Raw genomic sequence first — 15,597 nt, 5'->3', positions numbered from 1 at the left:
TCAGCCCTTCGGGAAGTCCAGCCCCATCTCGCGGTAGCGTTCCGGATCGTCGCTCCAGTTCTCGCGCACCTTCACGAACAGGAAGAGATGGACCTTGGCCTCGGCCGCTTCCGCGATCTCGACGCGCGCCCTCTGGCCGATCGCCTTGATCGTCTGGCCGCCTTCGCCGAGCACGATCTTCCGCTGGCCCTCGCGCTCGACATAGATCGTCTGCTCGATGCGGACCGAGCCGTCGGGACGTTGCTGCCAGCTCTCGGTCTCGACTGTCGAGCGGTAGGGCAGCTCGTCGTGGAGCCGCTCGAAGATCTTCTCGCGGGTGATCTCGGCGGCGAGGAAGCGCAGCGGCGCATCCGAGATCTGGTCCTCCGGGTAAAGCCAGGGGCCGAGGGGAAGGCGCTTCTCCAGCCAGACGAGGATGTCCTTGACGCCGTAGCCGGTCAGTGCCGCGACCATGAAGGTCGCCTCGAACTGGCCGAGCTCGTTCACCTTGGCGGTGATCTCGAGCAGCTTTTCCTTCGCGACCGTGTCGATCTTGTTGAGGATCAGGAATTTCGGCTGCTTCAGCTCGGAGAGCTTCTCCAGCAGCGCGGTGTTTTCCTCATGCTCGAAGCGGGCGACGTCGATCAGCACGCCGATCAGGTCGGCGTCGGTGGCGCCGCCCCAGGCGCTCGTCACCATGGCGCGGTCGAGCCGGCGCTTGGGCGCGAAGATGCCGGGCGTATCGACGAAGATGACCTGCGCCGGCCCCGACAGGGCGATGCCGCGCACCTGCGTGCGCGTCGTCTGCACCTTGCGCGAGACGATCGAGACCTTGGCGCCGACGAGCTGGTTGAGCAGCGTCGACTTGCCGGCATTCGGCGCGCCGATCAGCGCGACGAAGCCGCAGCGTGTGGGTTGGTTGGCCTCAGACATTGTCGCCCTCCGGCTTGTCGTTCCACAAACCCTCGCGTTTCAGAAAAGCTTCGGCTGCGGCCTGCTCGGCCAGCCGTTTCGATGGACCGCGCGCTTCCGCGTCCTCGAGCCCGGTGATCTTCGCCGCGACCATGAAAACCGGCGCGTGGTCCGGCCCCAAGCGGCCGAGCTCGCTATAGGTCGGCGTCGGGTAGCCCTTGCCTTGCGCCCATTCCTGCAGCGCGGTCTTGGCGTCGCGCAAGGGGCGCACCGGCTTCATCAGCCGCTCGCCGAAGCCGCGCTCGACCAGCGCGCGCGCCGCCTCGTAACCGCCATCGATGAAGACCGCGCCGATGATCGCCTCGCAGGCATCCGCCAGGATCGCCTTGTTCTTGCGGGCGCCGCCCAGGATCTCGCCGTCGCCGAGCCGCATGAACTGGCCGAGATTCCAGCTCTGAGCCACCTCGGCGCAGGTCTCCTTGCGCACGAGATCGGCGAGCCGGCGCGAGAGATCGCCTTCCTCGGATTGCGGATAGCGCCGGAACAGCATGTCAGCGATCGAGAGGCCGAGCACGCGGTCGCCGAGGAATTCCAGGCGCTGATAGCTCGCCAGCCGCAATTCCTCGGCGCTCATATGGGTGAGCGCCGTCGCCAGCAGGGCCTTGTCGTTGAAACGATGTCCGAGCGTGGCTTCGAGCCGCGCCGTGTCCGGGGCCTTGCGCCCGCCTTCAGCCGCCTTGCTCACTTGATGGTGCTGAAGATCCGGTTCCAGCGAACCGTGGAGGGCCATTCCCAGATCTTCCAGGCCGAAGCGCCCTCGTCGATCGAGAAGAAGATGATCTCCGCCCGCCCGACGAGGTTCTCGAAGGGCACGTAGCCGACGCTGCGGTCGCGCGAGTCGAGCGAGTTGTCGCGGTTGTCGCCCATCATGAAGAAATGGCCGGGCGGCACGGTGAAGACCTGCGTGTTGTCGAAGGTGCCGGTGTCGCCCTCGCGCTCGATGATCTCGTGGCTCACGCCGTTGGGCAGGGTCTCGACATAGCGGATTACCGGGACGTTGCGGCCCCAATTGTCGCTCGTGACATAGTCGGCGATGCGCTCGCGCTTCACCGGCTGGCCGTTGATGTTGAGGATGCCCTCGATCATCTGGATGCGGTCGCCGGGCAGGCCGATAACGCGCTTGATGTAATCGGTCGAATTGTCGCTCGGCAGCTTGAAGACGGCGATGTCGCCGCGCTTGGGCTCGGCCGCCCAGACGCGGCCGGACATCACCGGAGGCCCGAACGGAATCGAGTAGCGCGAATAGCCGTAGGTGTATTTCGAGACGAACAGGTAATCGCCGATCAGCAATGTCGGGATCAGCGAGCCGGACGGGATGTTGAAGGGCTGGAACAGCAGGGTGCGGATGACGAGCGCGATCAGAAGGGCCTGGACGACCACCTTGATCGTCTCGAGGATGCCGCCTTCTTCCTTGGCCGCCTTGGTTTTGCTGTCGACGTCGTTGGCCACGCGGGCGCTCCCTGCAGCATCGGACCGGAAAGCGGACTCCACTTTCCGGACACATCCGGTGCGATCATAAAATATACGGATCACCGCGCGTCCCCTGGGGCGCGCGGTGATCCAGACTGCGATCCAGCGCGCGGTCTACAGCATCGGGCCGCAAAGTGGAAACCACTTTTCCGCGCAATCCTCTGCCCTGACAAGGGGATGGGCCGCCATGCGCTCTCCCGGTGCAGGGTCGCCGATCCGCCCGTCGTGCCTGGCGATCTCGCCGAGGTTAAGGCGCTCGCACTATGGCGATTCCGCGGCGACGGCGGCCTTCTGCGGTGCCTCCCATGCCGATGATGCAATGCAGCAGAAGCAGCAAGGTTGAACCGGCGTCCATGCTCCGGACGCGGAGGTCGGATGTTGACGAATCTCCGGCGCAAGGCCAGTGTTCGCGAGTATTCAATCGGGGGTTATTTTAATGAATGCAAAGAAATATGCCGCCGAAGCCATCGGCACGTTTTGGCTTACTTTTGCTGGCTGCGGTAGCGCCGTCATTGCCGCCGGCTTTCCGAATGTGGGTATCGGTCTGCTCGGCGTCTCGCTCGCCTTCGGCCTCACGGTCGTCACGATGGCCTATGCCATCGGACATATCTCCGGCTGCCATCTCAACCCGGCGGTGACGGTCGGCCTCGCGGCCGGCGGGCGTTTCCCCGGCGGGCAGGTGGTCCCCTATATCGTGGCGCAGGTCGTCGGCGCGATCGTCGCCGCGGGCCTCCTTTATGTCATCGCGCGTGGCGCGCCTGGCTTCGATCTCGCCGGCGGCTTCGCCTCGAACGGCTATGCCGAGCATTCGCCCGGCAAGTACAACCTCGTCTCGGCCTTCCTGATGGAGGTCGTGATGACGATGATGTTCCTCTTCATCATCATGGGTTCGACCCATGGCAAGGCGCCGGCCGGCTTCGCGCCGCTCGCCATCGGCCTGGGCCTCGCCCTCATCCATCTGGTCAGCATCCCCGTGACGAACACCTCGGTGAATCCGGCCCGCAGCACCGGTCCGGCGCTGTTCGTCGGCGGCTGGGCCCTTCAGCAGCTCTGGCTGTTCTGGGTGGCGCCGCTGCTCGGCGGCATCCTCGGCGGCGTGATCTATCGCTGGCTGAGCGACGAGCCGCAGGGCGTCGTCAGCGGCACCCAGCCGGCCGAATAAGCCAGGCTCGAGCTTTCAGGCTCAAAATGAGGCCGGCGCCACCAGCGCCGGCCTTTTTTGTTCCGTTCTCGCGGATTGGCGCGCCGTGCTTTCAGCCGCCAGCCGGCCGAGCCTCGATCACCACGAAGGCCTGCGCCATCGGCGGATCGTCGGTCAGCGAGACATGGACGAAGGCCTCGAAACCGGCCGGCGTCATCGCCTTCAGCCGCTCGGCCGCGCCGCCGGTGAGCCGCATCGTCGGCCGCCCGCCGGGCAAGTTGACCACTTCCATATCGCGCCAGAACACACCGGCACGCATCCCGGTGCCGAGCGCCTTGGAGCAGGCCTCCTTGGCGGCGAAGCGGCGGGCATAGGACGCAGCCGGCGTCGCGCGCCGGTCGGATTTCGCCCGCTCGCCCTCAGTGAAGATGCGATGGGTGAAGCGCTCGCCGAAGCGGTCGAGCGACTTCTGGATGCGCGTGATGTCGCAGAGATCGGAGCCGATGCCGAGGATCATGCCTCCGACTTAAATCGCCGCGCGCCCTTCGTCCATGGCCTGACGCATGGCCGTGATCGCGGCTTCGAGCCCGACGAAGATCGCCTCGCCGATCAGGAAATGGCCGATGTTGAATTCCGCGAAGGCCGGCACCGCGGCGAGCTTGCGGGCCGTCGCGTAGTCGAGCCCGTGTCCGGCATGGACCTCGAGGCCGAGCCCGGCCGCATAGGCCGCTCCGCTCTTCAGCCGCTGGAACTCCGCCTCGGCCTTCGCGGCATCGCCATCGGCGACGGCATGGCACCAGCTTCCGGTATGCAATTCGACGACGGGCGCGCCCAGCTTCGCCGCGATCGCGATCGGCGCCTCGTCCGGCTCGATGAACAGCGAGACACGGCAGCCGGCGGCCTTCAGCCGGGCGATGCGCGGCGCGAGCTGGGCCTGCTGGCCGACGACGTCGAGGCCGCCCTCGGTGGTGCGCTCCTCGCGCTTTTCGGGCACGAGGCAGGCCGCGTGCGGCCGGAAGCGCTCCGCCAGCACCATCATCTCGTCGGTAGCGGCCATCTCGAAATTGAGCGGCTTCGTCAGTTCCGCGGCAAACCGGGCCATGTCCTCGTCGCGGATATGGCGCCGGTCCTCGCGCAGATGGGCCGTGATGCCGTCAGCCCCCGCCTTGATCGCCAGATGCGCCGCGCGCACCGGATCGGGCAGGGCGCCGCCGCGTGCGTTACGCACCGTCGCGACATGGTCGATGTTCACACCCAGACGCAGCCGCTCGGCCATGATCCGCCCCCTTATTTCGTATCGCCGTGCATAGACGAAACGGACCCCTGGGCTCAATGCAGCGAATGTGATGGCAGGGCCACCAATTCTGATCGGTCCGCGGGATGGGCCCCGACACGGCCAAGGCGAGCGAACGGCTTTGCGGTTTGCTAACCGCGAATCCATGAGCCGGCCGCCATGAAGTCAATCGTAACCGGGCCGTCTCTACTTATGGTCGGCACAGGGACGGGGAAGGCGATGCAGCTAGCCGTGAAATCGGGCATCTTCGAAAGCGACGCCATGCCGGACCGGCGCGACACGAAGCAGCCGCCGGAGCGCGTGCTCGGCCGCGTGATCGCCTGCGATGGCGCGCGCGCCACGATCCTCAGCGCCGTCTCGACGGGAAGCTGGCTGGCCGGCGACGCCTGGGCGATCGGCCGCATGATCTCGATCAATCTCGGCAGCAGCCGCATCGTGGCGCTGGTCTATCGCGTGCATGCGGTCGAGGCGGCCTGGACCGACACGGCCGAGAATCCGATCCGTATCGAGGTCGAGTTTCTCGGTGAGGTGCTGGAGGGCTCGGACGGCAAGACGCGCTTCCAGAGCGGCATCACCAACTATCCGCCGATCGGCGCTGTCGCACACCGCATCCGCACCGGCGATCTCGCGCTGGTGCATGATCTCGGCGAACGCGGCGGCGTGGTGATCGGCCAGATCACGCAGGATGCGAGCATCCCCGCGACCGTGAACATCCAGGACATGCTCTCCCGCCATTTCGCGCTGCTGGGCACCACCGGCGTCGGCAAGTCGAGCGCGGTCGCGCTGCTGCTGCGCAAGGCCGTCGCCGTCCGCCCGCGCCTGCGCGTGCTCATCCTCGACCCGCACAACGAATATTCGAGCGCCTTTCCCGAGCTTGCGCTGACGATCGACGGCGACGCGCTCGATCTGCCGTTCTGGATGTTCAAGCAGGAGGAGTTGGCCGAGGTCGTCTTCCGCGGGCGTCCGGCGCTGGACGACGAGCCCGACATCCTGCGCGAGGTCGTGGCCGCGGCGCGCACCCGCTACCGCACGCCGACCGCGCCGGATCTGGCGCGGGATCTCGGTTCCTCGCTGCTGAAGCGCCCGCTCGATATCGGCGGCCCGCGCGCGGCCGGGCCGGAGCCGGTGCAGGCCCAGGCGAGCCATGATGCGCCGACGCCCTACCGGCTCAAGGACGTCTTCGCCATCATCGACGAATTGATCGGCCTGCACGAGCAGCGCTGGCCCCGCGCCGCGCTGCGCTCGCTCAAGGTCCGGCTGGAATCGCTCCATGCCGATCCGCGCTATCGCTTCATGTTCGGCCGCGCCAACATGTACGAGACCATGGCGCCGATCCTCGGCCAGATCTTCCGCGTTCCCATGCATGGCCGCCCGATCACGGCCTTCCAACTCGGCGGCCTGCCGGGCGAGGTGGTCAATGCGGTCGCCTCCGTGCTGTCGCGCCTCGCCTTCGAGCTGGCGGTCGCCAGCCAGGGTGCGATCGAGGTGCTCGTGCTCTGCGAGGAGGCGCATCGCTATGTGCCATCCGACCCTCAGCTCGGCTTCGCGCCGACGCGCCAGGCCATCGCCCGCATCGCCAAGGAAGGCCGCAAATACGGCGCCTATCTCGGTGTCGTGACCCAGCGCCCGGGCGAACTGGACCCGACGATCATGTCGCAGTGCTCGACGATCTTCGCGATGCGCCTCGCCAATGAGCGCGACCAGCAGATCATCCGCTCGGCGATCTCGGACGCCTCCGCCAGCACGATCGCCTTCCTCTCCTCGATCGGCAACCGCGAGGCCATCGCCTTCGGCGAAGGCGTGGCGACGACCATGCGCATGCGCTTCGCCGCGCTCGCGCCGCACGAGCTGCCGGCCATGGGTGGCAAGACCACGGCGGAGGAGGGCGCGCGCTTCGACCCGACGCTCGACGATCTGGTGCGGCGGATGCGCGCCTGAATCCACCGTCATTCCGGGCTTGACCCGGAATCCATCGTAAGGTGCCGTGCTCTATGATGGATTCCGGATCGGCGCCGCGATGCGGCTTGTCCGGAATGACCGCGGAGGGTGGCCGCTCGGTTGACGTTTGCCGCCGGCGGCTTGTATCTCAGCCAGCGAAATTCTTGCATCGCGGCGGCTTTGCCTGTATGGCCGTCGCAGATTCATCTCCCTGCATCGCCGAGATCGGAAGGAGCCGCCATGGCTCGCGTTACCGTTGAAGACTGCATCGACAAGGTCGACAACCGCTTCGAGCTGGTCCTGCTCGCGGCTCATCGCGCTCGGAACATCGCTTCGGGCTCTTCGATCCTGGTGGCGCGCGACAACGACAAGAACCCCGTCGTCGCGCTCCGCGAGATCGCCGAAGAGAAGCTGAAGCCCGAGGATCTGAAGGAAGAGCTGATCCACTCGCTGCAGAAGCATGTCGAGGTCGACGAGCCGGAGCCGGAGACCGTCCCGCTGCTCGCCAGCCCCACGAGCGCCGCGACCTCGGACAACGAAGTCCAGTTCGATCGCATGAGCGAGGAAGACCTTCTGCGCGGCCTCGACGGCCTTGTGCCGCCGACCGAGAGCGCCGACGACGAGGATTGATTCCCGTCGGGGAATTTCTTCACCGTTTTGCTCTAAAGCCCGGCACTGCCGGGCTTTTTCATGCCCGATACTCGGAAAAGCGCCTTGCTGCCGCCCAGACCTGTGCAAATAATAATGCGTTGCAATGATCGTAGGCTGAGGCTGGGGCCCGCATGGGCATGATGCGGCAATATGAGCTCGTTGACCGGGTCAGGAGCTACAATCCGAGTACCGACGAGGACCTGCTCAACCGGGCCTATGTCTATGCCATGCGCGCCCATGGCACGCAGAAGCGCGCCTCCGGCGATCCCTTCTTCGCGCATCCGCTCGAAGTCGCCGCGATCCTGACGGACCTGAAGCTCGACGATGCCACCATCGTCGCGGCGGTGCTGCACGACACGGTCGAGGACACGGCGGCGACGCTGGAGGAGATCGAGAACCTCTTCGGGCCGGATATCCGCCGGCTCGTCGACGGGCTCACCAAGATCAAGAAGCTGGACCTCGTCTCGAAGAAGGCGGCGCAGGGCGAGAATTTCCGCAAGCTCCTGCTCGCCATCGTCGACGATATCCGCGTGCTGCTGGTGAAGCTGGCCGACCGGCTGCACAACATGCGCACCCTGCATTTCGTCCCGCCGGAAAAGCGCCTGCGCATCGCCGAGGAGACGATCGAGATCTACGCCCCGCTTGCCGGCCGCATGGGCATGCAGGAATTGCGCGAGGAGCTGGAGGAGCTCGCCTTCCGCCATATCAAGCCGGAGGCGCATGCCACCGTCACCAAGCGGCTGGAGGAGGTGACCGCGCGCGAGGGCAAGGTCATCGGCGAGATCGAGCGCGACCTGAAAGACAAGCTCGCGGCCAGCGGCATCGAGGCAGAGGTCCATGGCCGCCGCAAGCGCCCCTATTCGATCTGGAAGAAGATGGAGCGGAAATCCGTCTCCTTCGAGCAGTTGTCGGACATCTTCGGCTTCCGCGTCATTGTCGAGAAGCCGCAGGATTGCTACCGCGTCCTCGGCATCGTCCATATGACTTGGCCGATGGTGCCGGGCCGCTACAAGGACTACATCTCGACGCCCAAGCAGAACGACTACCGCTCGATCCACACCACGGTGGTCGGCCCCGGCCACAGCCGCGTCGAACTGCAGATCCGCACCGATTCGATGGACCGCATCGCCGAATACGGCATCGCCGCCCATGCCCACTACAAGGATGGCCGCCCGGGCGAGCCGATGCAGCTCGTCGACGAGAGCCGCGCCTATCAATGGCTACGCCGCACCGTCGACCTGCTGGCCGAGGGCGACAGCCCCGAGGAGTTCCTCGAGCACACCAAGCTCGAACTCTTCCACGACCAGGTCTTCTGCTTCACGCCGAAGGGGCGGCTCATCGCCCTGCCGCGCGGCGCGACGCCGATCGACTTCGCCTATGCCGTCCACACCGATGTCGGCAACAGCGCCGTCGGCGCCAAGATCAACGGCCGCATCGCCCCGCTGCTGACCGAATTGCAGAACGGCGACGAGGTCGAGATCACCCGCGCCGAGGGGCAGGCTCCGCCTGCCGCCTGGGAATCCCTCGTCGTCACCGGCAAGGCCCGCGCCGCCATCCGCCGCGCCACCCGCGTCGCGGTGCGCCGGCAATATGCCGGCCTGGGCCGCCAGATCCTCGAACGCGCTTTCTCGCGCGCCGAGAAGGCCTTCTCCGACGAGAAGCTGAAGGCGGCGCTGAAGCGCCTCGCGCGCAGCACGGTGGACGATGTGCTGGCCGCCGTCGGCCGCGGCGAGATGTATTCGGGCGATGTGGTCAAGGCCGTCTACCCCGATCTGGAGCCGGAGAAGCGCACGGCCGGCGAGCCCAAGCCGGCCGCGGCCACGGCGAGCGGCAAGGGCTGGTTCGAACTCGGCAAGGGCGAGAACCTGAAGTTCAAGCTGCCGGGCGAGCCCAGCGCCGACGCCATTCCGATCCGGGGCCTTGGGCGCGACCTGCCGGTGCGCTTCTCGCCGCAGGGCGGCGCCGTGCCGGGCGACCGCATCGTCGGCATCCTGACGGCGGGCGAGGGGGTGACGATCTACCCGATCCAGTCGCCCGCACTCGCCGCCTTCGACAATGAGCCCGATCGCTGGCTCGATGTTCGCTGGGATCTCGACGACAAGGTGCCGCAGCGCTTCCCGGCGCGGATCGCGCTGAAGTCGATCAACGAGCCCGGCTCGCTCGCCCAGATCACCACGATCATCGCGGAGCATGATGGCAATATCGACGCCGTCCAGATGAACCGGCCCAATCCGGACTTCACCGATGTCACGATCGATCTGACGGTCTGGGACCTGAAGCACCTCTCGGCGATCATCAGCGAATTGCGCGAGAAGCGTCAGATCAGCCGGGTCGAGCGCGTGCTGGGATAGGGCCGTTCTTCCGGGGCACGCCTGTCATTCCCGATGACGGCAGCCTTACCGCGAGCCTCACCCCCGGAACGCCGCCGCGAGTTCGCGGACGAAGGAGCGCCCGCGCGCGCTGGAAACCTGGCTGCGCAGCACGACCTGCGAGCGGCCGAGCGGCGGCAGGCCCCAATCCGCCCCGACATCGACCGCGTCGCGCGGCGCGATGCGGCTGGCGAGCGGGCTGACGCCCAGCCCGCCGGAGACCGCCGCCAATACCGCCGCCATGCCGCCGCCGATGAAGGCTTCGCGCCAGGGCCGGCCGCAGCGGGTCAGCGCCTCGATGGCATGGCGGCGCAGGCGGCACTCGGTGACGAGGCTGATCATCGGCAGCGGCGCGTCCGGCCAGGGCATCAGCGCAGGCGAGGCGAACCAGCCGAAGACATCCTCGCGCAGCACCTCGCCGGTCCTGCCTCCCCCGACCCGCCGGACGAGCACGACGTCGAGTTCCCCGGCCTCAAAGGCGGCTTCCAGCAGGCTTGACGGCTCGATCCGGAGATTGACGACGAGGCCGGGATCATGCGCCGCCAGACGCGAGAGCAGGAGCGGGATGTCGGGCCCCGCCGCCTGTTCGCTGATGCCGACCGCGATACGCTCCGGCTCCTCGGTGAAGGCTGCGAGCGCCCGGCCATGCGCCGCCAGGAATTCCCGCGCCGCCGGCAGGAAGCGCTCGCCTTCCGGCGTCAATCGCACGAGGCGCGGATGGCGTTGCAGCAGCAGCCGGCCGAGCGTGGTTTCGAGACGCTTGATTCTGGTGCTGACCAGCGATTGCGTCGAGCCGAGCGCCTCCGCCGCGCGTGTGAAGCTGGCGAGCTCGGCCGCTTGCAGGAAGGCGGCGACGGCGTCCACGTCGAGGGCAGGGGAGCTCATCAATCAAGGATCCGTATCTCTGATATCTCGTATGATACGGTTTTATGTTTGTCGTTTCAACGCTAGCTTCTCTCCATCGGCGATCGGCGCGGGATCGCGCTTCGCCGCCAAAGGAGACGACCATGCCCCTGATCCGGATTTCCATGCGCCGCGGCCGCCCGGCCTCCGAGCCCGCCGCCATCGTCGATGGCGTCTACAAGGCGCTGCGCGAGACCTTCGAGGTGCCTGAGGGCGATCTCTTCGCGCTGGTCCACCGGCACGATGCCGGCGAGTTCATCTACGACGCCAATTATTTCGGCTTCGACCGCTCGGATGCGATGGTGGTCATCCAGATCACCGTCAGCGCCTCGCGCGGCGTGACGCAGAAGAAGGCGCTGTTCGCGAGGATCCACGAGAATTTGCGCCGCGATCCCGGCCTGCGCTCCGACGACATCTTCATCAATCTCGTCGAGACGGCACGCGAGAACTGGTCCTTCGGCGCCGGCGTGGCGCAATATGCGTGAGGCCGACGAGCGTCGTTCTCGGGCGAAGCGAAGCGCAGACCCGAGAATCTCATGACGAGATGGCTGGTTTCCGAGATGGTCGGGGCAAGCCCGACCATGACGCGGTTCCTTCCTGCGCTTGTCTGCCCTACATCCAGTCCATGGAATGGGTCGACGAGGGCACCGTCATCGGGCTGAGGGGGCATGGCGAAAGCGCCGTGATCCTGGAGGTGATGACGCGCTTCCACGGCCGCCATCTCGGCCTCGTTCGCGGCGGGCGCTCGCAGAAGACGCAGCCGCTGCTCCAGCCCGGCAACCGGGTCGCGCTGACATGGCGGGCTCGTCTCGACGAGCATCTCGGCGAGTACAAGGTGGAGTTGCTGACCTCCCATGCCGCGCGATTGATGGCCACACCGGTCGCGCTCTATGGGCTGGCGACCATCGCGGGCCTCTTGCGTCTCCTGCCGGAGCGCGATCCGCATCCGGGTCTCTATGAGGGGCTCGCCGTCCTCGTCGAGCATCTCGACGAGCCGCAGCTCGCCCCGCCGCTGGTGGTGCGCTTCGAGCTCGCCATGCTCTCCGAGCTCGGTTTCGGGCTCGATCTCGCCCGCTGCGCCGTGACCGGCACGCCCGATGATCTCAGCCATGTTTCGCCGAAATCCGGCAAGGCCGTCAGCCGCCCGGCGGCGCAGCCCTATCTCGACCGATTGCTGAAGCTCCCGGCCTTTCTCGTCGAGGGGCAGGGCGGACGCCAGCCCTCCGCCGCCGACATCATGTCGGGCTTCGCCCTGACCGGCTTTTTCCTGCGCCGGCACCTCTTCGAGCCGCGCGGCTTGCAGGAGCCGCCGGAGCGCGCCCGGCTGGTCGAGCTGGCGACGCGCTTGGCCGCGAATTCATCCACCGATTGAACGCAAAATGGCCGCTCCGGCGTTTGCGCGCATGCGTGCGTACCTGCATTGTTCTGGCGGGCTGATTCGTGCTGTGCCATAGAGCATGGCGCGAAGAAGCGGGTGCCGGTTTCCGCAGGGAGCAATGCTCCGGACGATCAGGATCGGCGCGAATTTGGACGGGAAGAGGGCTGACAGCGTATGGGCAAACCGATCGATCCGCCGCCGGAGGATGGAGCCGAGCGCATCGATCTGAAATCGGCGCTCGAAGAACGCTATCTCGCCTATGCGCTCTCCACCATCATGCACCGCGCCTTGCCGGATGCGCGCGACGGCTTGAAGCCGGTCCACCGGCGCATCATCCATGCGATGCGTCTGCTCCGGCTCGACCCCGGCCAGGTTCACAAGAAATGCGCCCGCATCGTCGGTGACGTCATCGGTAAGTTCCACCCGCATGGCGACCAGTCGGTCTATGACGCGCTGGTGCGCCTCGCGCAGGATTTCGCCCAGCGCTACCCGCTCGTCGACGGGCAGGGCAATTTCGGCAATATCGACGGGGATAACGCCGCCGCCTATCGTTACACCGAAGCGCGCATGACCGAGGTCGCGCGCCTGCTCCTCGACGGCATCGACGAGGACGCGGTCGATTTCCGCGAGACCTATAACGGTGAGGACGAGGAGCCGGTCGTGCTCCCGGCCGCCTTCCCGAACCTGCTGGCCAACGGCTCGCAGGGCATCGCGGTCGGCATGGCGACCTCGATCCCGCCGCACAACGCGGCCGAGCTCTGCGACGCCGCGCTCTACCTGATCCAGCACCCGGAGACCTCCTCCGAGCAGCTCATGACCTTCGTGCCCGGGCCGGATTTCCCGACCGGCGGCATCATCGTCGAGACCCGCGCCTCGATGGCGGAGACCTACCGCACCGGGCGCGGCGCCTTCCGCACCCGCGCGCGCTGGCTGAAGGAGGACCTTGAGCGGGGCGCCTGGCAGGTCGTCGTCACCGAGATCCCCTACATGGTCTCAAAGGGCCGGCTGATCGAGAAGATCGCGGAGCTGCTCAACGACAAGAAGCTGCCTCTGGTCGCCGACCTTCGCGACGAATCCGCGGAGGACATCCGCATCGTCATCGAGCCGCGCGCCCGCAATGTCGATGCCAACCTGATGATGGAATCGCTGTTCAGGCTCTCCGAGCTTGAAGCGCGCATTCCGATGAACATGAACGTGTTGACCGGCGGGCTGGTGCCGCGCGTGCTCGGCCTCGCCGAGGCGCTGCGCGCCTGGCTCGACCATCGCCGCGAGGTGCTCCAGCGGCGCTCGCGCTTCCGCCTCGGCCAGATCGACAAGCGGCTGGAAATCCTGCGCGGCCTGCTGATCGTCTATCTCGACCTCGACCGGGTGATCAAAATCATCCGCGAGGAGGACGAGCCGAAGATCGAGCTGATGAAGGTCTTCGAGCTCACCGAGGTCCAGGCCAACGCGATCCTCGACACGCGCCTGCGCGCGCTGCGCAAGCTCGAGGAGATGCAGCTCAAGACCGAGCTCGACGAATTGACCAAGGAGAAGGGGCAGATCGAGGAACTGCTCGGCTCCGAGGCGACCCAGTGGAAGACCATCGCCTGGGACATCCGCCAGGTGAAGAAGACCTTCGGCCCGGAGACGGCGATCGGCAAGCGCCGCACCGATTTCGCGGATATGCCCGATACCACCGATATCGACCTGACCCAGGCCATGGTCGAGCGCGAGCCGATCACGGTCGTGATCTCGAAGAAGGGCTGGATCCGCGCGCTGAAGGGCCATGTCCAGGACAAGTCCAGCTTCTCCTTCAAGGGCGACGACACGCTCCAGACGGCCTTCTTCACCGAGACGACGGCGAAGGTGCTGGTGCTCGCCTCGAACGGCAAGGTCTTCACGCTGGAGGCCTCGAAGCTGCCGGGCGGGCGCGGCTTCGGCGATCCGATCCGCTTGATGATCGAGCTCGAGGAGACGGCCGAGATCGTCTCGGCTTTCGCCTACAAGCCCGGTTCGAAGCTGCTGATGGTGACGAGCGAGGGCAGGGGCTTCGTCGCGCCTGCGGACGACGTCGTCGCCAATACGCGTAAAGGGAGGCAGGTCCTGAATGTCGATGGAACGACCGTCGCCATGCTGGCCGTGCCGGCCGACGGCGACCATGTCGCGATCATCGGTCAGAACCGCAAGCTGCTCTGCTTCCCGATCTCGGAAGTCGCGGAGATGGGGCGCGGCAAGGGCGTGCGCCTGCAGCGCTACAAGGATGGCGGCCTCTCCGACGCCAAGACCTTCAAGCTGGCTGACGGCCTGACCTGGCTCGACACCTCCGGCCGGACCTGGACGGTGCCGCAGGGTGATCTGCTCGAATGGCTCGGCCACCGCGCCGAGTCCGGCCGTCTGCCGCCCAAGGGCTTCCCGAAGAGCAACAGCTTCGGCGGCTGACGGGCTTAAGGTCGCGACGCCCGCGGCGGTCCGGTCAAAAAGTCCCGACGACGCCGAGGAAGAAATTGCAGGTGACGGTCGCCTTGAAATAGTTCGACTGCGCCTTGCCGGTGTAGTCGATTTCGATCTCGCCTTCGGCCCGGCCTTGCAGCATGACGAGCGGCGTCGCTCCGCCCGGCCGCCCGGTCAGCCGGAGATTGTACTGCGCGCTGCCGGATTGGCTGATCTTGTTGGGATCGAGCGGGGAATATTTCGGGATTCCGATATCGACATCGAGCCCGGCCGTCGGCTCGCTGATCGATTTGAACGGCTTCGGGATGAACGACAGGATCTGAGCCTTGAACCTGCTGTTGACCGGGATGTCCTGGACCAGCTTGACGATGTTCTGCGTCGATCGCACGACCGGGTCGCTCGGGTCCTGCACCGGCACGAGCGTGAAGGTCAGGTTGAGCAGGCTCGGCTGTCTCACGGGTGAGAAGGACGCCGAGGAGACCCCCGCCAGGCTCAACTGAGGGCCCAGGATGACCGGGGGCTGCAGGACGAATTGCGGCTGCTTGGGCGTGGTGCCTGGCAGCGTCAGCGGCGGGATCAGCTGCGGCGGCTTGATTCCTAAAGCCCCGCCGGCTCCGAAGGTCGGCCGCGTCAATTCGGGAAAGACGAGGACCTGCGCCGGGAAGGTTTCGACTTCGAACAGGATGGCGCGGGTCCTCGGGCCGACGATGCCGTCCTTCGTCAGCCCGTGAAGCGTCTGGAATTTGCTCACCCGCTCATGAGTCTTCGGCCCGAAGATGGCGTCGAGCGCGAGCGGGGTTTCTCGACGCAGATGGTAGTTCAGCCGGTCCTGGAGGATCCGCACATCCTGGCCGCTCATGCCCTTGCTGAGATTGCGCGCCATCGCTTCGCCTCGCCTCGCCTGAGGAGTTCGAAGCCGGGCGACGGGGATCCGGGCTGCCGGCCCGCGGCACGCTCGCCCGATCCGGGAACGTCCGGTCAGGCGCAGCTTATTGTGTCCGCGAGCGGCGGGATCATCAGTTTGGAGGACGAGGGCGAAATCTCGGGGCGATGCGCGGGATGCCGCCCC

Annotated in this window: 14 protein-coding genes; 7 read left to right on the top strand and 7 right to left on the bottom strand. The window is 66.6% G+C overall.

Going from position 1 to position 15,597, the window contains the following annotated elements; all coding sequences use genetic code 11:
* Genes era through lepB form a run of 3 tightly spaced genes read right to left on the bottom strand, consistent with a single transcriptional unit; the run spans position 1 to position 2,400 of the window.
* Positions 1 to 912 carry a GTPase Era gene (gene era, locus GY40_RS25425; RefSeq protein WP_038368341.1) on the bottom strand — a complete coding sequence of 304 codons (912 nt, stop codon included), beginning with the start codon at positions 910 to 912 and terminating at the stop codon, positions 1 to 3.
* Positions 905 to 1,636: a ribonuclease III gene (gene rnc, locus GY40_RS25420; RefSeq protein WP_038368339.1), complete on the bottom strand. Its 732-nt coding sequence runs from the start codon at positions 1,634 to 1,636 to the stop codon at positions 905 to 907. The genes era and rnc overlap by 8 nt, the downstream gene beginning before the upstream one ends.
* Positions 1,633 to 2,400 carry a signal peptidase I gene (gene lepB / locus GY40_RS25415; RefSeq protein WP_038368337.1) on the bottom strand — a complete coding sequence of 256 codons (768 nt, stop codon included), beginning with the start codon at positions 2,398 to 2,400 and terminating at the stop codon, positions 1,633 to 1,635. Before lepB ends, rnc begins: the two co-directional genes overlap by 4 nt.
* Positions 2,401 to 2,857: 457 nt before the next feature.
* Here lepB and aqpZ point away from each other — a divergent pair, with 457 nt between their 5' ends.
* The gene (aqpZ, locus tag GY40_RS25410) at positions 2,858 to 3,583 is read left to right on the top strand and encodes an aquaporin Z (RefSeq protein ID WP_038368335.1); all 726 of its coding nucleotides are present in this window, start codon (positions 2,858 to 2,860) and stop codon (positions 3,581 to 3,583) included.
* A gap of 91 nt (positions 3,584 to 3,674) precedes the next feature.
* Here aqpZ and acpS read toward each other — a convergent pair whose 3' ends face one another.
* Positions 3,675 to 4,079 carry a holo-ACP synthase gene (acpS, locus tag GY40_RS25405; RefSeq protein WP_038368334.1) on the bottom strand — a complete coding sequence of 135 codons (405 nt, stop codon included), beginning with the start codon at positions 4,077 to 4,079 and terminating at the stop codon, positions 3,675 to 3,677.
* Positions 4,080 to 4,088: 9 nt separating this feature from the next.
* Positions 4,089 to 4,841 carry a pyridoxine 5'-phosphate synthase gene (locus GY40_RS25400; RefSeq protein WP_038368853.1) on the bottom strand — a complete coding sequence of 251 codons (753 nt, stop codon included), beginning with the start codon at positions 4,839 to 4,841 and terminating at the stop codon, positions 4,089 to 4,091.
* Positions 4,842 to 5,075: 234 nt separating this feature from the next.
* Between GY40_RS25400 and GY40_RS25395 the strand changes: the two genes are divergently transcribed.
* The 3 genes from GY40_RS25395 (at position 5,076) to GY40_RS25385 (ending at position 9,796) form a co-directional block, all read left to right on the top strand.
* Positions 5,076 to 6,794 carry an ATP-binding protein gene (locus GY40_RS25395; RefSeq protein ID WP_197062821.1) on the top strand — a complete coding sequence of 573 codons (1,719 nt, stop codon included), beginning with the start codon at positions 5,076 to 5,078 and terminating at the stop codon, positions 6,792 to 6,794.
* Positions 6,795 to 7,034: 240 nt separating this feature from the next.
* Positions 7,035 to 7,424, top strand: coding sequence for a DNA-directed RNA polymerase subunit omega (gene rpoZ, locus GY40_RS25390; RefSeq protein WP_038368333.1), 390 nt, complete (start codon positions 7,035 to 7,037; stop codon positions 7,422 to 7,424).
* 158 nt (positions 7,425 to 7,582) lie between these two features.
* Entirely contained in the window at positions 7,583 to 9,796 is a 2,214-nt protein-coding gene (locus GY40_RS25385) for a RelA/SpoT family protein (protein WP_038368850.1), read from the top strand.
* A 57-nt stretch (positions 9,797 to 9,853) separates the two neighbouring features.
* Here the strand turns inward: GY40_RS25385 and GY40_RS25380 are convergent, their stop codons facing one another.
* On the bottom strand, positions 9,854 to 10,699 hold the full coding sequence (locus tag GY40_RS25380) for a LysR family transcriptional regulator (protein ID WP_038368331.1): 846 nt from the start codon (positions 10,697 to 10,699) through the stop codon (positions 9,854 to 9,856).
* Between the two features lie 122 nt (positions 10,700 to 10,821).
* On the opposite strand from GY40_RS25380, the gene GY40_RS25375 reads away from it, so the two are divergent.
* The 3 genes from GY40_RS25375 (at position 10,822) to parC (ending at position 14,516) form a co-directional block, all read left to right on the top strand.
* Positions 10,822 to 11,202 carry a tautomerase family protein gene (locus GY40_RS25375; RefSeq protein ID WP_038368330.1) on the top strand — a complete coding sequence of 127 codons (381 nt, stop codon included), beginning with the start codon at positions 10,822 to 10,824 and terminating at the stop codon, positions 11,200 to 11,202.
* 140 nt (positions 11,203 to 11,342) lie between these two features.
* Positions 11,343 to 12,089: a DNA repair protein RecO gene (gene recO, locus GY40_RS25370; protein ID WP_038368329.1), complete on the top strand. Its 747-nt coding sequence runs from the start codon at positions 11,343 to 11,345 to the stop codon at positions 12,087 to 12,089.
* A gap of 180 nt (positions 12,090 to 12,269) precedes the next feature.
* Positions 12,270 to 14,516 carry a DNA topoisomerase IV subunit A gene (gene parC / locus GY40_RS25365; RefSeq protein WP_038368327.1) on the top strand — a complete coding sequence of 749 codons (2,247 nt, stop codon included), beginning with the start codon at positions 12,270 to 12,272 and terminating at the stop codon, positions 14,514 to 14,516.
* 34 nt (positions 14,517 to 14,550) lie between these two features.
* Here the strand turns inward: parC and GY40_RS26815 are convergent, their stop codons facing one another.
* Positions 14,551 to 15,411 (bottom strand): peptidoglycan-binding domain-containing protein, encoded by an 861-nt coding sequence (locus tag GY40_RS26815; protein WP_051988509.1) that lies wholly within the window; start codon positions 15,409 to 15,411, stop codon positions 14,551 to 14,553.
* Between the last annotated feature and the right edge of the window lie 186 nt (positions 15,412 to 15,597).

The sequence above is a fragment of the Allobosea sp. UNC402CLCol genome, assembly GCF_000745475.1.
Taxonomy (GTDB): domain Bacteria; phylum Pseudomonadota; class Alphaproteobacteria; order Rhizobiales; family Beijerinckiaceae; genus Allobosea; species Allobosea spartocytisi.
The sequence above is the reverse complement of the archived record's forward strand: the minus strand, read 5'-3'. Positions and strand labels throughout refer to the sequence as shown.